Origin of the sequence: Haemophilus sp. oral taxon 851 str. F0397 (assembly GCF_000242295.1) — a bacterium.
Taxonomy (GTDB): Bacteria; Pseudomonadota; Gammaproteobacteria; order Enterobacterales; family Pasteurellaceae; genus Haemophilus.
Map to the genome: position 1 here is coordinate 221,010 of NZ_JH591082.1, position 17,097 is coordinate 238,106.

The window sequence follows — 17,097 nt, forward strand, 5'->3', positions numbered from 1 at the left end:
AAAAAGAAAATCTGCACTCGTGATGAGTGCAGATAGAAAGTGAATTAAGCGGATTTTTTGGTAAAGCCAATATAGGCGCAGAATATAAATCCAAGAACTAAAGCGTAAGGCGTGAATTCACCAATGCCAGCACCTGAAGCGGCAAGGCTTAAACGATGTGCAGCGGCTGCACCTAAAAGCATACCAAGCACAAAAATAGCGGAGTCATTATCGCCTTCACCAAGATGAACCAAATGTTTGCCTGGGCAACCACCGCCAAGGGCGAAGCATAATCCGCAAAGTGCCATGCCGAGGAAGTTCCAAAGATATTGATTATGTGCACCAGGTTGTTGCTCAAACCCTAAATGGAATTGGCCAAGTAAAGCATTTGTAATTGCGGCAAATACCACTAGAGCGATGACACCGTTCAATAAGGAAGAATCACGGAATAGAATGAAATTACGGAATGCGCCAATTGAGCAGAAACGTGATTTTTGCATTAATACGCCTATGATTAGCCCGCCTGCTAAAGATAATGCCCAAAATGCATGTTGTGTTCCCGGGCCTTTTTGTGAGAAATAAAGCGGTAAGCTTTCGCCAAAACTAAATTGTGTGATAACGCCAATAAGTAATAAGCCCGCAATAATGACAGAAATCCAGCCTGTAACAGGAGCTTGTTCTTTTGCTTTGCCGAGCGAAAATCCTCGATTGCTAAAGAAAATTCCGCCTAGTACGCCGACAAATAAACCAACAATACCGGCAATCGCAGATAAATCGCCGCCGCCTAAACGCAAATATGCACGCCATGGACAACCTAAGAATGTTAGGGCGCCAATCATGGCAAATGCGCCTAAAATTAAGCGTATGAATGGTGATGAACCACCACGAGCACGAAATTCTTTCGCAAATAACGCACTCACTAACGCACCGAAAATTAATCCGATGAGTTCGGGGCGAATATATTGAAGTGGAGCGGCTTGATGTAAGCCAATGGAGCCAGCTGTATCGCGTAAGAAACAGGCTGCGCAGAATCCCATGTTGCCGGGATTTCCGCTATAAGTAAGTAGTGGAGCGATGATACCAAGTGCAGCACCTGCAACCACAGGCCATTTTGATCCTTTCATAATGAAACCCTTGTGATATCTAAAGTTAAACTAAATTGTGTACTCTCGAATACTCGAAAAGCACGTTCATTTTAATCCAAGAAGTTAAATGGTAAAGAATGTTTTGATGAAAAGATGAGATAAATCAAAAATTTGGTAGGAAGAAAGTGCGGTAAAAATTTTATTGATTTCCGTAATGAAAATAAAAGATCTATACTAACAGCGTTCATTTTTTACTCGGAAGATACTATGACAGAACGTTCAGCCAATATTATTACCCACGATCCTTTTGGTAGCTTGCTTGGATATGCGCCTGGTGGCGTGGCAATTTATTCCTCAGATTATAATACTGCAGATGATAAAGAGTTCCCGAATGATGCTGCATTTCGGAGTTATCTAGGGCGAGAATATATGGGCTATAAATGGCAGTGTGTGGAATTTGCACGTCGTTATTTATATCTCAATCATGGCGTTGTGTTTGCCGATGTCGGTATGGCGTACGAGATTTTTTCTTTACGTTTTTTACGCCAAGTGGTGAACGATGCTTTGTTGCCCTTGCAGGCATTTGCTAATGGTTGTAAACGTAAACCTCAAGCAGGTTCCTTATTAATTTGGCAAGAAGGGGGCGAATTTAAACACACGGGGCATGTAGCAATTATCACCGAGGTGTTGCCTGATAGCGTCCGAATCGCCGAGCAAAATGTGATTCATTCCCGCTTGCCAAGTGGTCAGCAATGGACGCGTGAATTGCCGATGATTGTTTCAGAACAAGGTTATTTTCTACAAGATACTTTTGATGATACTAAAATTCTTGGCTGGATGATTCAAACAAACGATACTGAATTTTCAGAACCCCAACCTTTCCCAAAATCAACCGCACTTCGGTTACAAGCTCATCATGTTGACAATCACGGTCAATTTAGTGGGAAATGGTTAAATGAAAATAAGCCATTTGATACGGCGTATATCAAGGCGATGGGCGAGCATAAAGTCAGTCATTCTGATCAATATCGCTATTTTGCTATGTCTGAAAGCGCTCAACAGGAATTAATTCACGCCACTAATGAACTGCATTTGATGTATTTGCATGCGACAGACAAAGTACTCAAAGATGATAACCTGTTGCAGTATTTCAATATTCCGAAGCTCCTTTGGCCACGCTTAAGACTTTCTTGGCAAAATCACCGTTATCAGACGATTACAGGTCGTTTAGATTTCTGTATGAGTGAACGAGGTTTGAAAGTCTATGAATATAATGCAGATTCAGCTTCTTGCCATGCTGAAGCTGGCGATATTATGAATCGCTGGGCAAAACAAGCTGGTGGCGTATTGGGGGAAAATCCGTCTGATGGTTTGCGTAATGCGTTAGCTGATTGTTGGCAACATAGTCAAGCCACAAAATTAGTTCATATTCTGCAAGATCACGATGATGAAGAAGATTACCACGCTATGTTTATGCAACAAGCATTGGTACAAGCAGGCTTCCAAGCCAAAATTATTCATGGCACGGAGGGTTTACATTGGGATAATCGTGGCCGCCTGATTGATGATGAAAATAACCAAGTTCAAACCGTTTGGAAAACCTGGGCGTGGGAAACCATGCTGGAACAACTTCGTGAAGATGCAACCGGAATGGAAGTCGCTCCGCCTATTCGTACAGGTTATCCTGAAGATAAAGTGCGGTTAATTGACGTACTACTTCGCCCAGAAGTATTGGTTTATGAACCGCTTTGGACGGCAATTCCAAGCAATAAAGCGATTTTGCCTGTGCTTTGGTCTTTATTCCCTAATCATCGTTATTTGTTAGAGGCAAGTTTTTATATCACACCAAACTTAATCCAAAACGGCTACGCACAAAAACCAATTGCAGGTCGCCGAGGTGATAACGTTAAATTGATTGGTGAAAATAATTCCATGCTAGACACAACTGATGGACAGTTTGGTCAGCAAGATAGTATTTATCAACAACTTTGGTGCTTACCACAAGTGGAAGACCAATATTTGCAAATCTGTACTTTTACCGTGGGAGGGCATTATGGTGGCACTTGCCTACGTTCTGATTCGAGCCGTGTCATCATGGGAAATAGTGATATGCAGCCTTTAAGAGTGTTGAAGGATAAAGCATTCTTTGAACGGTAAAAGATTACTTATTGTTTAATAAAAGAGCAATCAAATTATTTTACATAAGTGAATTGACTTATTTGTGTGCATTATTGCTTCAAATCTATTACTATCGTAGGATAATTTCAAAAATTTTGCAGTACTTTACTGTACTTCACTCGATTTTATTTTCTCTAAAGATTAGTGTAAGAATCTCCTATTTTATGAGGAAACTTTATGCATCAAATTCGTTTTTTTCGTCCAACTCTATTAGCGTTAAGCCTTGCTTTAGCTGGTTCAAATGTTCAAGCGTCCATGGTTCGCAGTGATGTGGATTATCAATACTTCCGTGATTTTGCCGAAAATAAAGGCGTATTTTCAGTGGGGGCGACGAATATTCCAATTTTTAATAAACAGGGCCAGCAGGTTTCAACTATGTTACCCCATTGGGCTATGCCTGACTTACACGTGGCTAGTCGGGTAAGCGGCGTTGCGACCTTATTTAATCCTCAATACATTGCCAGCGTAAAGCATAACTTAGGTTATGGTTCAGTGCAATTTGGTGAAAATAGCAACAATACAGATAATCATCACTTTAATTATCTTATTACAGAACGTAATAATCACCCTACCCTTGATTTTCATGCACCACGTTTACATAAATTGGTAACCGAGATTGCGCCAATTTCGTTAAATAATATTGCTTTTGATAATGCTAAAAAAACAGGACCGCATAATGGTGCTTTTTTAGATAAAAATCGTTACCCGTACTTTGTGCGTGTAGGATCTGGGCGTCAATATTTACGTAGTAAAGATGGTAAGGAAAAAATATCTTTAACATCCGCATATAATTATCTTACTGGTGGTATGCCTCTTAAACCGAATAGTTCAATGGACAATTGGGTGCTATTTAACGGTGATCTTTATGATTCGTTAGGAACCTATGGCTTGCCAGGCGATAGTGGTTCTGCGCTTTTAGCCTATGATGTGAAAGCGCAAGGTTGGGTATTGGTCGGAGTATTATCAACTTATGCAGGTTATGATGGTTCAAATAATATTTATACAATTATTCAACCTGATACTATCAACAAAGCATTTAAGGATGATGAAACAACCGTCCAGCTAAATGCAAACAGAATAACTTGGGATAATAAGAATAATGGAATAAGTATTTTACAAGTTGGTAATCAGAATATTACCTTACCAGTTGCTGACTTGACTAAGAAATCTCAGGATAATAACCAATTTCGCCCTTCATTAGAAAATGGTAAGACAATTCATTTCCAAGGCGGAGAAGGTTCAACATTGATATTGAAAAACAATATTAATCAGGGGGCAGGAGCGTTACATTTTAATCAGAATATGACCGTTCAGGCTGATAACAATGATTATACTTGGCTTGGGGCAGGCATTGTGGTGAATGGTGATAAAACTGTTCATTGGCGAGTAAAAAATCCTATTAATGACCGTCTGTCAAAATTGGGAACAGGTACGCTATATATTGATGGTCAAGGTAAAAATCTAGGCGATATTAGTGTAGGGGATGGCACAGTTGTTCTTGCTCAAAAAATGCTTAATGGACAGCAACAGGCCTTTAATCAAGTCGGAATAACTAGTGGACGGGCAACTGTTGTACTGGCAAATAACAAACAGGTTAATCCAGATAACATTTATTTTGGCTTCCGTGGGGGACGTTTAGATGTAAATGGAAATAATCTGACTTTCCATCGAATTCAAAATGCAGATGATGGTGCAAAGATTGTTAATAATAACCGCACTCAATCTGCCGACATTCACATTATTGGTCGAGATGTTCTTAGTGAACAAAATATTGAATGGGTAAAATGGGGACAAGAACCTACATCATCATTAGCTATTTATGAATACAAAAATAATTATAGAAATAACCGGTTAGATTATTTCCGCCTAAAAGAAGGAAAAAATCCACGTGCTTATTTTCCTTGGGATATGGAAACAACAAATGATTGGGAATTCTTAGGTAATACTAAATCTGCCGCCATCCAAAAAGTATTAGCCAAAGCTAATGGCCAAAAATATTTAGATACATTCAGTGGTTTTTTGGGCGAAGATAATAGTTCGCGTTATAACGGTAAATTATCGATCTCTTATCGTCCTCAAAATGCAAATAGCACTTGGGTCTTAACTGGCGGAGCCAATCTTAACGGTAATATTTATGTAGAAAATGGCAAATTGTTATTATCTGGTGTTCCCGTCCCGCATGCCTATGATCACCTCAATAACAAAGAAGTAATTGAAGAAGATAATTGGATTAATCGTAAATTTAAAGCTAATGAGTTTGATGTGGCTGGAACTGCAATGTTAGAGAGTAGCCGCAATGTAAGTTCATTAGAGGGTAATTTTAACGCTCGTCATCAAGCTAAAATTCAATTAGGTTTTGTTCAAGGGAAATCTGATGAATGTATACGAGCAAGTTATAGTGGAAAAACTCAATGTTCGGAAAATGCAATTATTTCTCAAACTGCATTTAATCGCTTACCTGTCACAACTGTATACGGTAATGTTTCATTGGAACATCAAAGCCAATTTATTTTAGGTAAGACTCATTTAATAGGACGGATTAACTCTGTTGGAGCTGCAACACAAGTTAATTTACAGCCATTCAGTGAGTGGACATTAAATAATAATAGTGTAGTGGGTAACTTATCTCTTTCTCCAAATAGTCAAATTACTTTAAATAGCCAATATGATGAGATTAAACCTAATCATAAAGGTTGGTTCAAAGTTAATCAGTTAGTTATTAATGGTGAATTAAAAGGTAATGGGCATTTTCGCTTTTTAACTGATGTTGCTGAACACCGTGGTGATAATATTGTCGTCAATGGTTTAGCATTTGGAGACCATTTACTTTCTGTAAAAAATACAGGTTTAGAACCTAAAGATGTAAATCCATTAAGTTTGGTAAAACTGAATCATGCCAATCAAAAATCGCAAAATGTACGTTTTGCTTTAGAAAATGGGTTTGTTGATTTAGGTGCTTATCGTTACATTTTAGCAAATTTTAATAATGACTATCGCCTGTATAATCCATTACGTGATTCAGAATTACATTTTAGAAGTAGTTCAGATTTAGTAGCGAATAGCCGACGTGATTTTAACTCTGTTCATCAAGCGTTAATCAGTAAAGAAAAAGAATTAGATAGATTACAGCGTGAATATTCCGAAGCGATTGCTCGAAATAAAATAGAACAAAATCAGGCAGAACGTGTATTGGCAGATGTTCGCAATATTAGCAATAGCTATAACAATTTAATTTCTGAATATAATCGTACTGCGCGCATCCGTTTTATTAAACGTCGTTCTCTATATAATCAATTTACAGCATTACGCTCAAAATTGGAGAGACAACGTAATGAATACAACAATTTAAATAATCAGTCACAAAATAATCTGAAGAAAGTACAACAATTGTTGAATTTAGTAAACCAAACACAATCAGAACTTCGCTCGCTTGAGTCTAGTCAAGATAGTTTATTGATGGAAGTAAATCGACTACAAGCTGGGTTATCAAGTAGTATTGCTCGTACTCACCAGATTTGTGAGTCACAAGGGCTTTCTTCTGATATTTGTCGTAAAGTCGCAAAAGTAGCCGATGAAAGTAACATTACTGCATTTGAAGCGGAAATTGATGCAAACATTACAGGTGTTGAATCAGCTCAACAAACTTTAATTAACGCTCAAACCTCTGGCAATCAAAGTGCGGTTAATTCTGCGCAAGTTTCCTTGAATGAGGCGGTATTGGCATTACTGAATAGCCTTGAAAAGGCTTATCAAACTGAGCAGGAAATTCAGCAATTTTTAAGTTCTCAATCTTTGACTGTTGCTCTGCCAGTGCAAGCTCAACTGATTAGTCGTTATTCCAATACGGCTTTATCAGAGCTTTCTGCAAATGTGAATTCGGTATTACAAATTGGACGAAACTTAGATCGTCATTTATTAAGCCAAGATAAATCGAATGTTTGGGTGAATACGGAAGCAAGTCAGAAAACTTATCGATCTGACTACAACCGTCCATATAAGCAAAATTTAACTTTGACTCAAATTGGTGTGGCTCAGAGATTAAATTCGAATATGCAAATTGGTGCGGTACTTTCTCATTCTCGTGCGAATAATGAGTTTGATGAAAATGTATCGGGTACAAGCCGACTAACTGGCATAAATAGTTTTGTTAAAGGCGAGTGGAATAATGGCGTCTTCACAAGTTTTGACTTAGGCTATGGACGCAGCCGTAACAATGTAAAATTTGACGAAGAAAACAAAACGTTCCACCGTAATATTTTGAGTGCAGGCGGAAATATTGGGGCTTCTTTGGACTGGGGAATTAACGTCATACCTTCGGTTGGTATGCGCTACCACCGTCTATCTAGCACAAACTACCAATTAGACGGTGCAAATATCAACAGTAAAACGTTACATTTAACGACTTACCGTGCTGGTGTAATGTTAGATAAAACGTTTGATATAAATGGTGTAAAATTCACCCCAAGTTTCTCAAGCAATTATTATGATGCCACTCAACGAAAACTTGCCATTGAGGGTGTATTAAGCGTCAATGATGTCGCATTAAAACAACAATTTGGACGTTATTTTACTCATGAACTTGGTTTTAGTGCTCAGATGAAACAGTGGAATATAAGCACGAATATTGGGATGCTTAAGGGCTCTGATGTCGCACCACAGAAATTTGCTTCATTAAAAGTCGGCTTTACTTGGTAGAAGTGCGGTAGAAATTTAGAGCAAAATAAATACTAGCTTTAAGGACTGATGACGATATTTATCGGATTCAGTCCTTTTTATTTTGTATTTTTTAGGGCGAGGTTTCTAAATTGGAATAAAAAATCAACCATCAAACAGTGGTTATATAGTCCCATGTTTGATGGCAGCTGATGAAGATTAGTTTTAATTTGAATATTAATGACCTGCTTTAGGCAATGCTTTTCCAATTAAAATGCTTGTAACTAACATCACTAAAGTCGGAACCAACCAAGCCATTCCTTCAGATGAAAGAGGGAAGTGCTCCAATAATGAATTAATGCTTTCTGGTAACATTTTAACGTTATTTAAGCTGTCACATAAACTAAAACAAACAGTTACGATTAATGTGCTGTTGTATGTAAATTTTATTGATGGAAGTTTTTTGCGTAAGAATTGCAATAATACAAGCACAATAGCCACCGGATAAATTAATAACAAAGCAGGGATCGTTATGCGAAGTAGATCCGTTAAACCATATTGTGAAACAGTTATTGTCATTGCGGTAAAAAGTGCGGCCCAAAACGGATAAGAAAAACGCACAGAGAATTTTGAAAAATAGTCAGCGGCAGCACTCGTTACACCAACAAGGGTTGTTAAGCTCGCTAATACAATAATACCAGCCATAATCCAAGTTCCAGCAGAACCGAATAAGACATTTACATAACGAGAGAAAATTTGTCCGCCATTAGTTGCACCTTCTGCAACTGCAGCACTAGTCGCGCCTAGATAGAAAAGCGAAAAATATAAACCTGCAAGTAAGATGACTGAAACAAATCCAGCTGAGATAGTGTATTTAACGATGTCTTTAGGTTGAGTTACATTTTTTGCTGCAAGTGCGCGAGCGACGATTCCACCGAAAGCAATAGCTGCGAGTACGTCCATTGTTTGATAACCACTGATTAAGCCGATTAATAAAGAATGGCTATTTTCATACGCTTTACTTGGCGCTTGAATTTCAGACAAAGGTGAAATAAAGACAGTGACGGCTACAGCAACTAATAACACAAGCAATGCCGGTGTCATGAATTTACCAACACTTGAAATAATGGTATTTGGGCGAATCATAAAGCCCATCGCGATTAAGTTAAAAATGAGCGAAAACAGGAAACGAACACTCGCATCATCTTCTACTAAGCCTAAAGGTAACCAGGCCATTTCGTAAGCAACATTTGTGATACGTGGCATTGCAAAGGTGGAGCCAATGGTTAGATAAAGTATAACGAGAAAACCTGTACCCGCCCATTTAGGTAAATCTTTCGTGAGTTCTTCACCACGACCTAAAATTGATACAATAACAAGTGTAATAAAAGGCATTAAAACGCCGGTTAATACAAAACCGAAGGATGCGCCTGCCCAATGCTGTCCTGCAGTGAAGCCTTCCATTGGAGGAAAAATGATGTTACCTGCGCCTAAAAATAAGGCGAAGATCATCATTCCTAAAACGATAATATCTTTACGTGAAAACATAATTTTTTGACTCTAAAAATAAAAAGGCCTGCATTCTACTACAAAGTGTAGAAAATCCCTATTCTGTAAAACTAAAAATGTGAATTTCGTCACAATATGAAGAATCTTATCGACAATTCGATAAAAATCCCTGCAAAATCCACCGCACTTTTCCCTTTGAGGGCAAAAATATGCTAGGATTCAGCCTCTGTTAATTTTTTGTTATTTATTTTTGGAAGGAGTTTGTGTGGTACAACTGATTCAACGCTTTTTAAAATTAGAATCTGCTGGTGGTATTTTGTTGCTTTTTTCTGCTGCCGTAGCGATGTTGCTGGCTAATTCGCCATTGAGCAATCAATATAATGATTTTTTGAATTTGCCAGTCAGTTTGCAAATTGGCAGTTTCTCTATTAATAAAACCTTAATCCACTGGATTAACGATGGTTTTATGGCGGTGTTTTTTGTGTTAGTGGGAATGGAAGTTAAAAAAGAATTATTCGAAGGCGCACTTTCTTCCTACCAACAAGCTATTTTCCCTGCAATTGCTGCGGTGGGTGGAATGATCGTGCCCGCATTGGTTTATTGGTTTATTGCAAAACAGGAGCTTAGCCTTGCAAACGGCTGGGCTATTCCTATGGCGACAGATATCGCTTTTGCGCTTGGCATCATGGCATTATTGAGCAAGCAAGTGCCATTGCCTCTCAAGATTTTTTTACTCGCACTCGCTATTATTGATGACTTAGGCGCGATTGTTGTAATTGCCCTGTTCTTCTCTCATGAATTAAGTGTGCAGGCTCTAATTTTCTCTGGTATTTCGATTTTGACTTTGGTTTTATTAAACCGCTTTAGAGTTAGCGCGCTTTGTGCCTACATGGTGATAGGGGCAATTTTATGGGCATCTGTTTTAAAATCTGGTGTTCATGCGACGTTGGCTGGTGTGATTATTGGTTTTTGCATTCCATTAAAAGGTAAAAAAGGTGAACGACCATTACACGATTTTGAGCATATTCTAGCGCCTTGGTCATCCTTCGTTATTTTACCGCTCTTTGCATTTGCCAATGCAGGTGTTAGTTTTGACGGTATTGATGTGAGTATGATTTCATCGCCATTATTATTGGCTATCGCGTGCGGTTTAATTATTGGTAAACCAGTCGGCGTTTTCGGATTTAGTTATATTTCCGTTAAGTTGGGATTAGCTAAATTACCAGATGGAATCAATTTTAAACAAATTTTTGCCGTAGCGGTTTTATGTGGTATCGGCTTTACGATGTCAATGTTCTTAGCAAGCCTTGCTTTTGATGCGGATGCTGGAGAAAGTGTCAATACGCTTTCTCGTTTAGGAATCTTACTCGGTTCAACGGTTTCGGCAACGCTTGGGTATTTATTCTTAAAACAGACGACAAAACTAAGTTAATCATACACAAAGTGCGGTAAAAATTTACCGCACTTGTTCTATAAGATAATTCCACTATCTGCTTTGGTAAAATTCATTACAAATAAACTTTTATAAGTTCTTACATGAAATTCGCCAGTCAATACTCGACGTGTGAATGAGTGATAGCTTTCCATATCTTTTGCATGGAGTAGCAACATAAAATCATAGTCCCCTGAAATTTCGTAACAGCTCACGACTTCGTCTTCTTGACGCATTTTTCGTTCAAATTGCTCTTGATAATAAGAGTGTTGATTATCCATTTCGACCATGACAAACACGCTAATCGTACGCCCAACGGCTTTTGGGGAAACGACTGCAACTCGTTTTGTAATAACTCCCGAATCAGTTAATGCTTGTACACGTCGTTGACAGGTTGCAACGGAACTATTCACTTTTTCTGACAGTTCTTTTAACGGAATCATGGCATCTTGTTGTAATACATTCAAAATATTACGATCTAATTTGTCCAGTGTTTGCATAAGATAATTTCTCAAAAGTGTAACCATTGAGAAAAATATTATCACAATAAAAATAAAGTTGAGATTTTTTATTGTCTTGGGCTTTTATAATAATCATATTGATGAGATGAGGTTCAAGATGAAAGTAGTCACTCAAGGCGTATTATTGTGCATTTTTTCACAATGTTTATTTGGCATATTATATTTATTTAGCATATGGCTCCAACCACTTAGTGGAACGGATGTGTTTGCGTGGCGTATGTTAACCATGATCTTTGGGCTACTTTTAATTTTATTCCCGACTATTGGTTGTCGCTCTCTTTTGTCTCTTATCACGACAACTTTAGGAAAAAGTTGGACGCGTTGGGTTTTATTTTTACTGGGGACATTAGATGCGGGAAGTCAATTTTGGCTCTTTATGTGGGCACCGCTGAATGGTGAAGGGATAAATATTGCTATGGGATATTTCCTTTTTCCGCTGATTATGGCTGTTTTAGGATGGACTTGGTTAAAAGAACGCTTATCACTTATTCAGAAAATCGCGCTTTTACTGGCTGCCTGCGGTGTTGCACATGAATTATGGCACACTCAAAGTTTTTCATGGACAAGCTTGTGGGTTTGTACGGTTTATCCATTTTATTATCTAAGCCGTAAATTAATGAAAATCCCTGCTCTACAAGGAATTACATTGGATATTATTTTAATTTCGATTCCTTGTTTTATTTATATTCTTTCTCAAAGCGATACACTTTCTTTGGTTACGCAAGAATATCGTTATTGGTTATTGCTACCAGCACTTGGTATAGTGAGTGCGATTTCGCTTTCAGCCAACTTAAAATCAAGCCAACAAATTCCAGTCAGTATTTTTGCGGTATTGAGTTATATCGAACCCATATTGCTTTTTTTAATAGCTGTCTTTGTGCTAGATAATCAAATAACCACAAGTGACTATTTTACTTATGTGCCTATTTGGTTAAGTCTCATTGTGATTGGCATAGAAGGGCTTTTAAACAAAAATAAAGTGCGGTGAAAATTAACCGCACTTATTAACGCTACTGAAATACTTAAAAAGTATCTGAAAAAGTGATTTTTTATTCCCACTCGATTGTTGCGGGTGGTTTTCCGCTGATGTCATACACCACTCGGGAAATGCCATTCACTTCGTTGATAATGCGGTTAGACACTTTGCCTAATAAATCATAAGGTAAATGAGCCCAATGTGCGGTCATAAAATCGATTGTTTCTACCGCACGTAGTGAGATAACCCAATCGTATTTACGGCCATCGCCCATTACACCGACAGATTTTACTGGTAAGAATACGCTGAAGGCTTGGCTGGTTTTTTCATACCAACCGCTATTGCGTAATTCTTCGATAAAGATTGTATCCGCACGGCGTAATAAATCGCAGTATTCCTTTTTTACTTCGCCTAATACACGCACGCCTAAACCCGGGCCTGGGAATGGGTGACGGTTGATCATTTCATCCGGTAAGCCTAATGCTAAACCGATTTTACGTACTTCATCTTTAAACAATTCACGTAATGGTTCAACTAAGCCAAGTTTCATATAGTCTGGTAAACCACCTACGTTGTGGTGTGATTTAATCACATGTGCTTTACCGGTTTTGCTTGCTGCAGATTCGATGACATCAGGGTAGATCGTGCCTTGTGCCAACCATTTCACATTAGTGAGTTTTTTCGATTCATCATCAAATACATCAACGAACACTTTACCGATAATTTTACGTTTCGCTTCAGGATCCGATACGCCTGCAAGTTCGCCTAAGAAACGGCTTTCAGCATCAACACGGGTAATATTTAAACCGAATTTATCGCCAAACATTTCCATGACTTGATCGCCTTCGTGTAAGCGGAGTAAGCCGTTATCGACGAATACGCAGTGTAAGTTTTTGCCGATAGCACGGTGTAAAAGTAATGCAACCACAGAAGAGTCCACGCCACCAGATAAGCCTAAAATCACTTCATCATCGCCCACTTGCTCTTTAATGCGAGCAACGGCATCTTCAATGATGTTTTCAGCTGTCCATTTAGTTTCGCAACCACAGATATTCACAACAAAATTAGTTAATAATTCTAAACCTTTTTTGGTGTGGGTTACTTCTGGATGGAATTGTACACCGTAGAAACGACGATTTTCGTCAGACATTGCTGCAATTGGGCAGGTTGGAGTCGTACCTGTTACTTGGAAATTTTGAGGTAAACGAGTGACTTTATCTCCATGGCTCATCCAAACATCTAAAGTCAGCTCATTTGCTGTCAAGTTATCATTAAGATTTGCAAAAAGTGCGGTGGAATTTTCAAGAGAAACTGAAGCATAGCCGAACTCTCTGTGATCAGACGTTTCGGTTAAACCGCCAAGTTGCATTGCCATAGTTTGCATACCGTAGCAAATGCCCAACACTGGCACCCCTGCATTAAATACGTATTCAGGTGCACGCGGGCTGTTTTCTTCGGTGGTGCTTTCAGGACCACCAGAAAGAATAATACCCGTTGGAGCAAATTCACGAATTTGTTGTTCGGTTACATCCCACGCCCAAAGTTCGCAGTACACACCGATTTCACGCACACGACGAGCAATTAGTTGAGTATATTGTGAACCGAAGTCGAGGATTAGGATTTTGTGGTGGTGAATGTTTGTCATTGTTTTTCTCAATTTATTAAATATTAATAGTATCGTTTAGCAATAATATATTCATCAACGTCGATCCCAAATATTGAAAGGAGCCAGCGGAGGATTATAAATAATGCGATTATTGCCAAAAATGGTAAGATAATTCCAATAATTGGAATTGCTAATAACATATATTTAAAGTTTGTTTTTTTATAGATGTGAAATAGCAATCCAATAAAAACAAAAGCCGATAATATACAAAGGATGTATCCATTCCATTTATCAATAGTCGCTTCAGCGATACTTATTCCAAATAAGAATAAAATTCCTATGATAGCTTCAATAATAAAAATCTTTTTAGAAAAAATGTCGAATTTAAAATTCATCCAGTAAATTCTAAAAATCTTTCTAAATGAAATAAATAATAGATAACAAATTATTGCTACACCTAAAACGCCTAAAATGATTTGTAATGTAAGCATAAACAATCCTTAATATCTAATCGTATTTTAAAACAGTAAAAGGGGGATAATTGTTCGATAAATTTTCCAATCTCCCCACCCAACGGTTAGCCCATACGGTAGTTAGGCGCTTCTTTCGTAATCGTCACATCGTGAACGTGAGATTCTTTAATACCAGCACCACTGATTCGAACGAATTCTGCTTTTGTGCGTAATTCTTCGATGGTTGCGCAGCCAGTTAAGCCCATGCAAGAACGTAAGCCACCCATTTGTTGGTGGATGATTTCTTTTAAGTAACCTTTGTATGGAATACGACCTTCGATACCTTCTGGTACGAGTTTATCTGCAGCGTTATCTGATTGGAAGTAACGGTCTGATGAACCTTTCGCCATGGCACCTAATGAACCCATACCTCGGTAAGATTTAAAGGCACGACCTTGATAAAGTTCGATTTCGCCTGGTGCTTCTTCAGTACCTGCGAACATAGAACCAACCATTACACAGCTTGCGCCTGCAGCGATAGCTTTTGCAATATCACCTGAGAAACGAATACCACCGTCGGCGATAACTGGAATACCACGAGCTTTTAATGCTGCCGCTGCATCTGCGATAGCGGTGATTTGTGGAACACCTACACCTGTTACAATACGCGTTGTACAAATTGAACCAGGGCCAATACCTACTTTCACTGCGCTTGCGCCTGCGTCTGCAAGTGCGATAGCACCTTCAGCAGTCGCTACGTTACCCGCAACGATAGGCAAATTTGGATATTTTGCTCGAGTTTCACGAACGCGTTGTAATACGCCTTCTGAATGACCGTGAGAAGAGTCGATTAACAATACATCTACGCCCGCTTTTACTAATGCATCAATGCGTTCTTCGTTACCTGGGCCTGCTCCTACAGCGGCACCCACGCGTAAACGACCGAATTCATCTTTGCATGCATTTGGTTTTTGTTCTGCTTTTTGGAAGTCTTTAACGGTAATCATGCCTTTAAGTTTGAAACTATCATTAACCACTAATACTTTTTCAACTCGGTGTTTATGCATTAATTCCAAAATTTCTTCGCGACTCGCCCCTTCTTTTACTGTCACCAAGTCTTCTTTTTTCGTCATTACCTGTGAAACAGTTTTGCTCAAATCCTTTACGAAACGGGTGTCGCGTCCAGTAATGATACCGATTAGGTTATTTTCACTATCTACAACAGGGTAGCCAGCGAAACCGTTTTTCTTCACCATTTCAGCAAGTTCGGCAAGCGTTAAATTTGGTGAAACAGTTACTGGTTCAGAAACGATACCACTTTCGAATTTTTTCACTTTACGCACGCGATCCGCTTGGCGTTCAATGGTCATATTTTTATGAATAAAGCCGATTCCACCTTCTTGCGCTAAAGAGATCGCAAGTTTGGTTTCGGTTACGGTATCCATTGCTGCTGAAAGCATAGGAATATTCAAATTAATTTCTTTAGTGAGTTTGGTTGAAAGATTGGCTGTATTTGGAAGCACTGTTGAATGTGCTGGGACGAGTAGAACATCGTCAAAAGTAAGGGCTTCTTGTTTAATGCGTAATGACATTGCAATATTCTCGCTAAGTTGAAGTTAAAAAATATTGCGGTGGGATTATACAGATTTTACTTGATTTTGAAAACGAAATTTTTGGATTTGTGCTATGATTTTCGCTCCGTTTGCTACAAGGAATAAATGATGAATTTCGCTTTATTGACATACTTATCTGATTGTCAGCCGAAAGTGCGGTTTGAATTGGAAAAGTTTTCTCCAGATATTGAAGAGGACATTAAACAATTACGTGAGCTAGGCTTGGAAATTGTCGTTGATGGCCAAAATTATTGCTTAGTGCCTAGTCTTCCTTTATTAAATCCTCAGCAAATTTCAACCGCACTTTTTCCTTATAGTATCCATTATCAGCCGATTATTTCCTCTACAAATGAATGGATATTACAAAATATTCCTTCCTTAAAAAAAGGTGATCTTTGTGTGGCTGAATATCAAACTGCAGGACGCGGTCGGCGTGGTCGTCAATGGTTATCGCCTTTTGCTGGGCAAATTATGTTTAGTTTTTATTGGGCATTTGATCCTAAAAAATCAATTGAGGGTTTAAGTTTAGTCATCGGTTTGGCGATTGCAGAGGTACTAAATGTGCAAGTGAAATGGCCAAATGATATTTTGTTTGATGGGAGAAAGTTAGGTGGAATTTTGGTTGAAATCGCTAACCATAAAAATGGCATGCTCAATTTAGTGATTGGCATAGGTATTAATGTGTCGTTGCCAAAACAAACGGAAATTAGTCAGCCTTATGCGGAAGTATGTGAAATTGATCCTGATGTAGATCGACAAACCTTATTAGCCAAACTCATAGAACATATATATACACGTTTAAATATCTTTGAGAAAAATGGTATTAATGATGAATTTCAACAAGCGTGGAAATCATATAATGCGTTTTCAAATAGTGGAGTAAATGTGCTGACTGAACAAGGTGTTATTTCAGGTATTGAACAAGGCATAGATGAACGCGGTTATCTAAAAGTATTATGTGGCAATAAAATCCAGATGTTTAATGGTGGCGAAGTTTCATTGCGTAAGAAATAATAGTAATAAAAGTTTGACTATTCTAACCACACTTTTTGATAAAATGTTTATATTTCCATCAAAAGATCATTTTTTTAAA

The 17,097-nt window shown here is 38.3% G+C and carries 11 protein-coding genes; 5 read left to right on the forward strand and 6 right to left on the reverse strand.

Annotated elements, in window-relative coordinates; all coding sequences use genetic code 11:
• Positions 1-44: 44 nt before the first annotated feature.
• Positions 45-1,103: a YedE family putative selenium transporter gene (gene yedE / locus HMPREF9096_RS00705; protein ID WP_009500944.1), complete on the reverse strand. Its 1,059-nt coding sequence runs from the start codon at positions 1,101-1,103 to the stop codon at positions 45-47.
• A 228-nt stretch (positions 1,104-1,331) separates the two neighbouring features.
• On the opposite strand from yedE, the gene gss reads away from it, so the two are divergent.
• Both gss and HMPREF9096_RS00695 read left to right on the forward strand, forming a co-directional pair.
• Complete coding sequence (gene gss / locus HMPREF9096_RS00700; RefSeq protein WP_032803597.1) at positions 1,332-3,221, forward strand: bifunctional glutathionylspermidine amidase/synthase; 1,890 nt, start codon at positions 1,332-1,334, stop codon at positions 3,219-3,221.
• Between the two features lie 198 nt (positions 3,222-3,419).
• On the forward strand, positions 3,420-7,937 hold the full coding sequence (locus HMPREF9096_RS00695) for a S6 family peptidase (RefSeq protein WP_009500946.1): 4,518 nt from the start codon (positions 3,420-3,422) through the stop codon (positions 7,935-7,937).
• 195 nt (positions 7,938-8,132) lie between these two features.
• Here the strand turns inward: HMPREF9096_RS00695 and brnQ are convergent, their stop codons facing one another.
• Complete coding sequence (brnQ, locus tag HMPREF9096_RS00690; RefSeq protein WP_009500947.1) at positions 8,133-9,443, reverse strand: branched-chain amino acid transport system II carrier protein; 1,311 nt, start codon at positions 9,441-9,443, stop codon at positions 8,133-8,135.
• Positions 9,444-9,669: 226 nt separating this feature from the next.
• Here brnQ and nhaA point away from each other — a divergent pair, with 226 nt between their 5' ends.
• Complete coding sequence (gene nhaA / locus HMPREF9096_RS00685) at positions 9,670-10,836, forward strand: Na+/H+ antiporter NhaA (RefSeq protein WP_009500948.1); 1,167 nt, start codon at positions 9,670-9,672, stop codon at positions 10,834-10,836.
• Positions 10,837-10,874: 38 nt separating this feature from the next.
• On the opposite strand, the gene HMPREF9096_RS00680 is transcribed toward nhaA, so the two are convergent.
• Entirely contained in the window at positions 10,875-11,336 is a 462-nt protein-coding gene (locus HMPREF9096_RS00680) for an Lrp/AsnC family transcriptional regulator (protein WP_032803600.1), read from the reverse strand.
• 118 nt (positions 11,337-11,454) lie between these two features.
• Between HMPREF9096_RS00680 and rarD the strand changes: the two genes are divergently transcribed.
• Entirely contained in the window at positions 11,455-12,345 is an 891-nt protein-coding gene (gene rarD, locus HMPREF9096_RS00675; protein ID WP_032803601.1) for an EamA family transporter RarD, read from the forward strand.
• 61 nt (positions 12,346-12,406) lie between these two features.
• On the opposite strand, the gene guaA is transcribed toward rarD, so the two are convergent.
• From guaA to guaB, 3 genes are all read right to left on the reverse strand, one after another.
• The gene (guaA, locus tag HMPREF9096_RS00670) at positions 12,407-13,978 is read right to left on the reverse strand and encodes a glutamine-hydrolyzing GMP synthase (protein WP_009500951.1); all 1,572 of its coding nucleotides are present in this window, start codon (positions 13,976-13,978) and stop codon (positions 12,407-12,409) included.
• A 23-nt stretch (positions 13,979-14,001) separates the two neighbouring features.
• Positions 14,002-14,430, reverse strand: a complete 429-nt coding sequence (locus HMPREF9096_RS00665) for a hypothetical protein (RefSeq protein ID WP_009500952.1) — start codon at positions 14,428-14,430, stop codon at positions 14,002-14,004.
• Positions 14,431-14,516: 86 nt separating this feature from the next.
• Positions 14,517-15,983 (reverse strand): IMP dehydrogenase, encoded by a 1,467-nt coding sequence (gene guaB / locus HMPREF9096_RS00660; protein ID WP_009500953.1) that lies wholly within the window; start codon positions 15,981-15,983, stop codon positions 14,517-14,519.
• A gap of 129 nt (positions 15,984-16,112) precedes the next feature.
• Here guaB and birA point away from each other — a divergent pair, with 129 nt between their 5' ends.
• Positions 16,113-17,018 carry a bifunctional biotin--[acetyl-CoA-carboxylase] ligase/biotin operon repressor BirA gene (gene birA / locus HMPREF9096_RS00655; RefSeq protein WP_032803603.1) on the forward strand — a complete coding sequence of 302 codons (906 nt, stop codon included), beginning with the start codon at positions 16,113-16,115 and terminating at the stop codon, positions 17,016-17,018.
• The last annotated feature ends 79 nt before the right edge of the window (positions 17,019-17,097 follow it).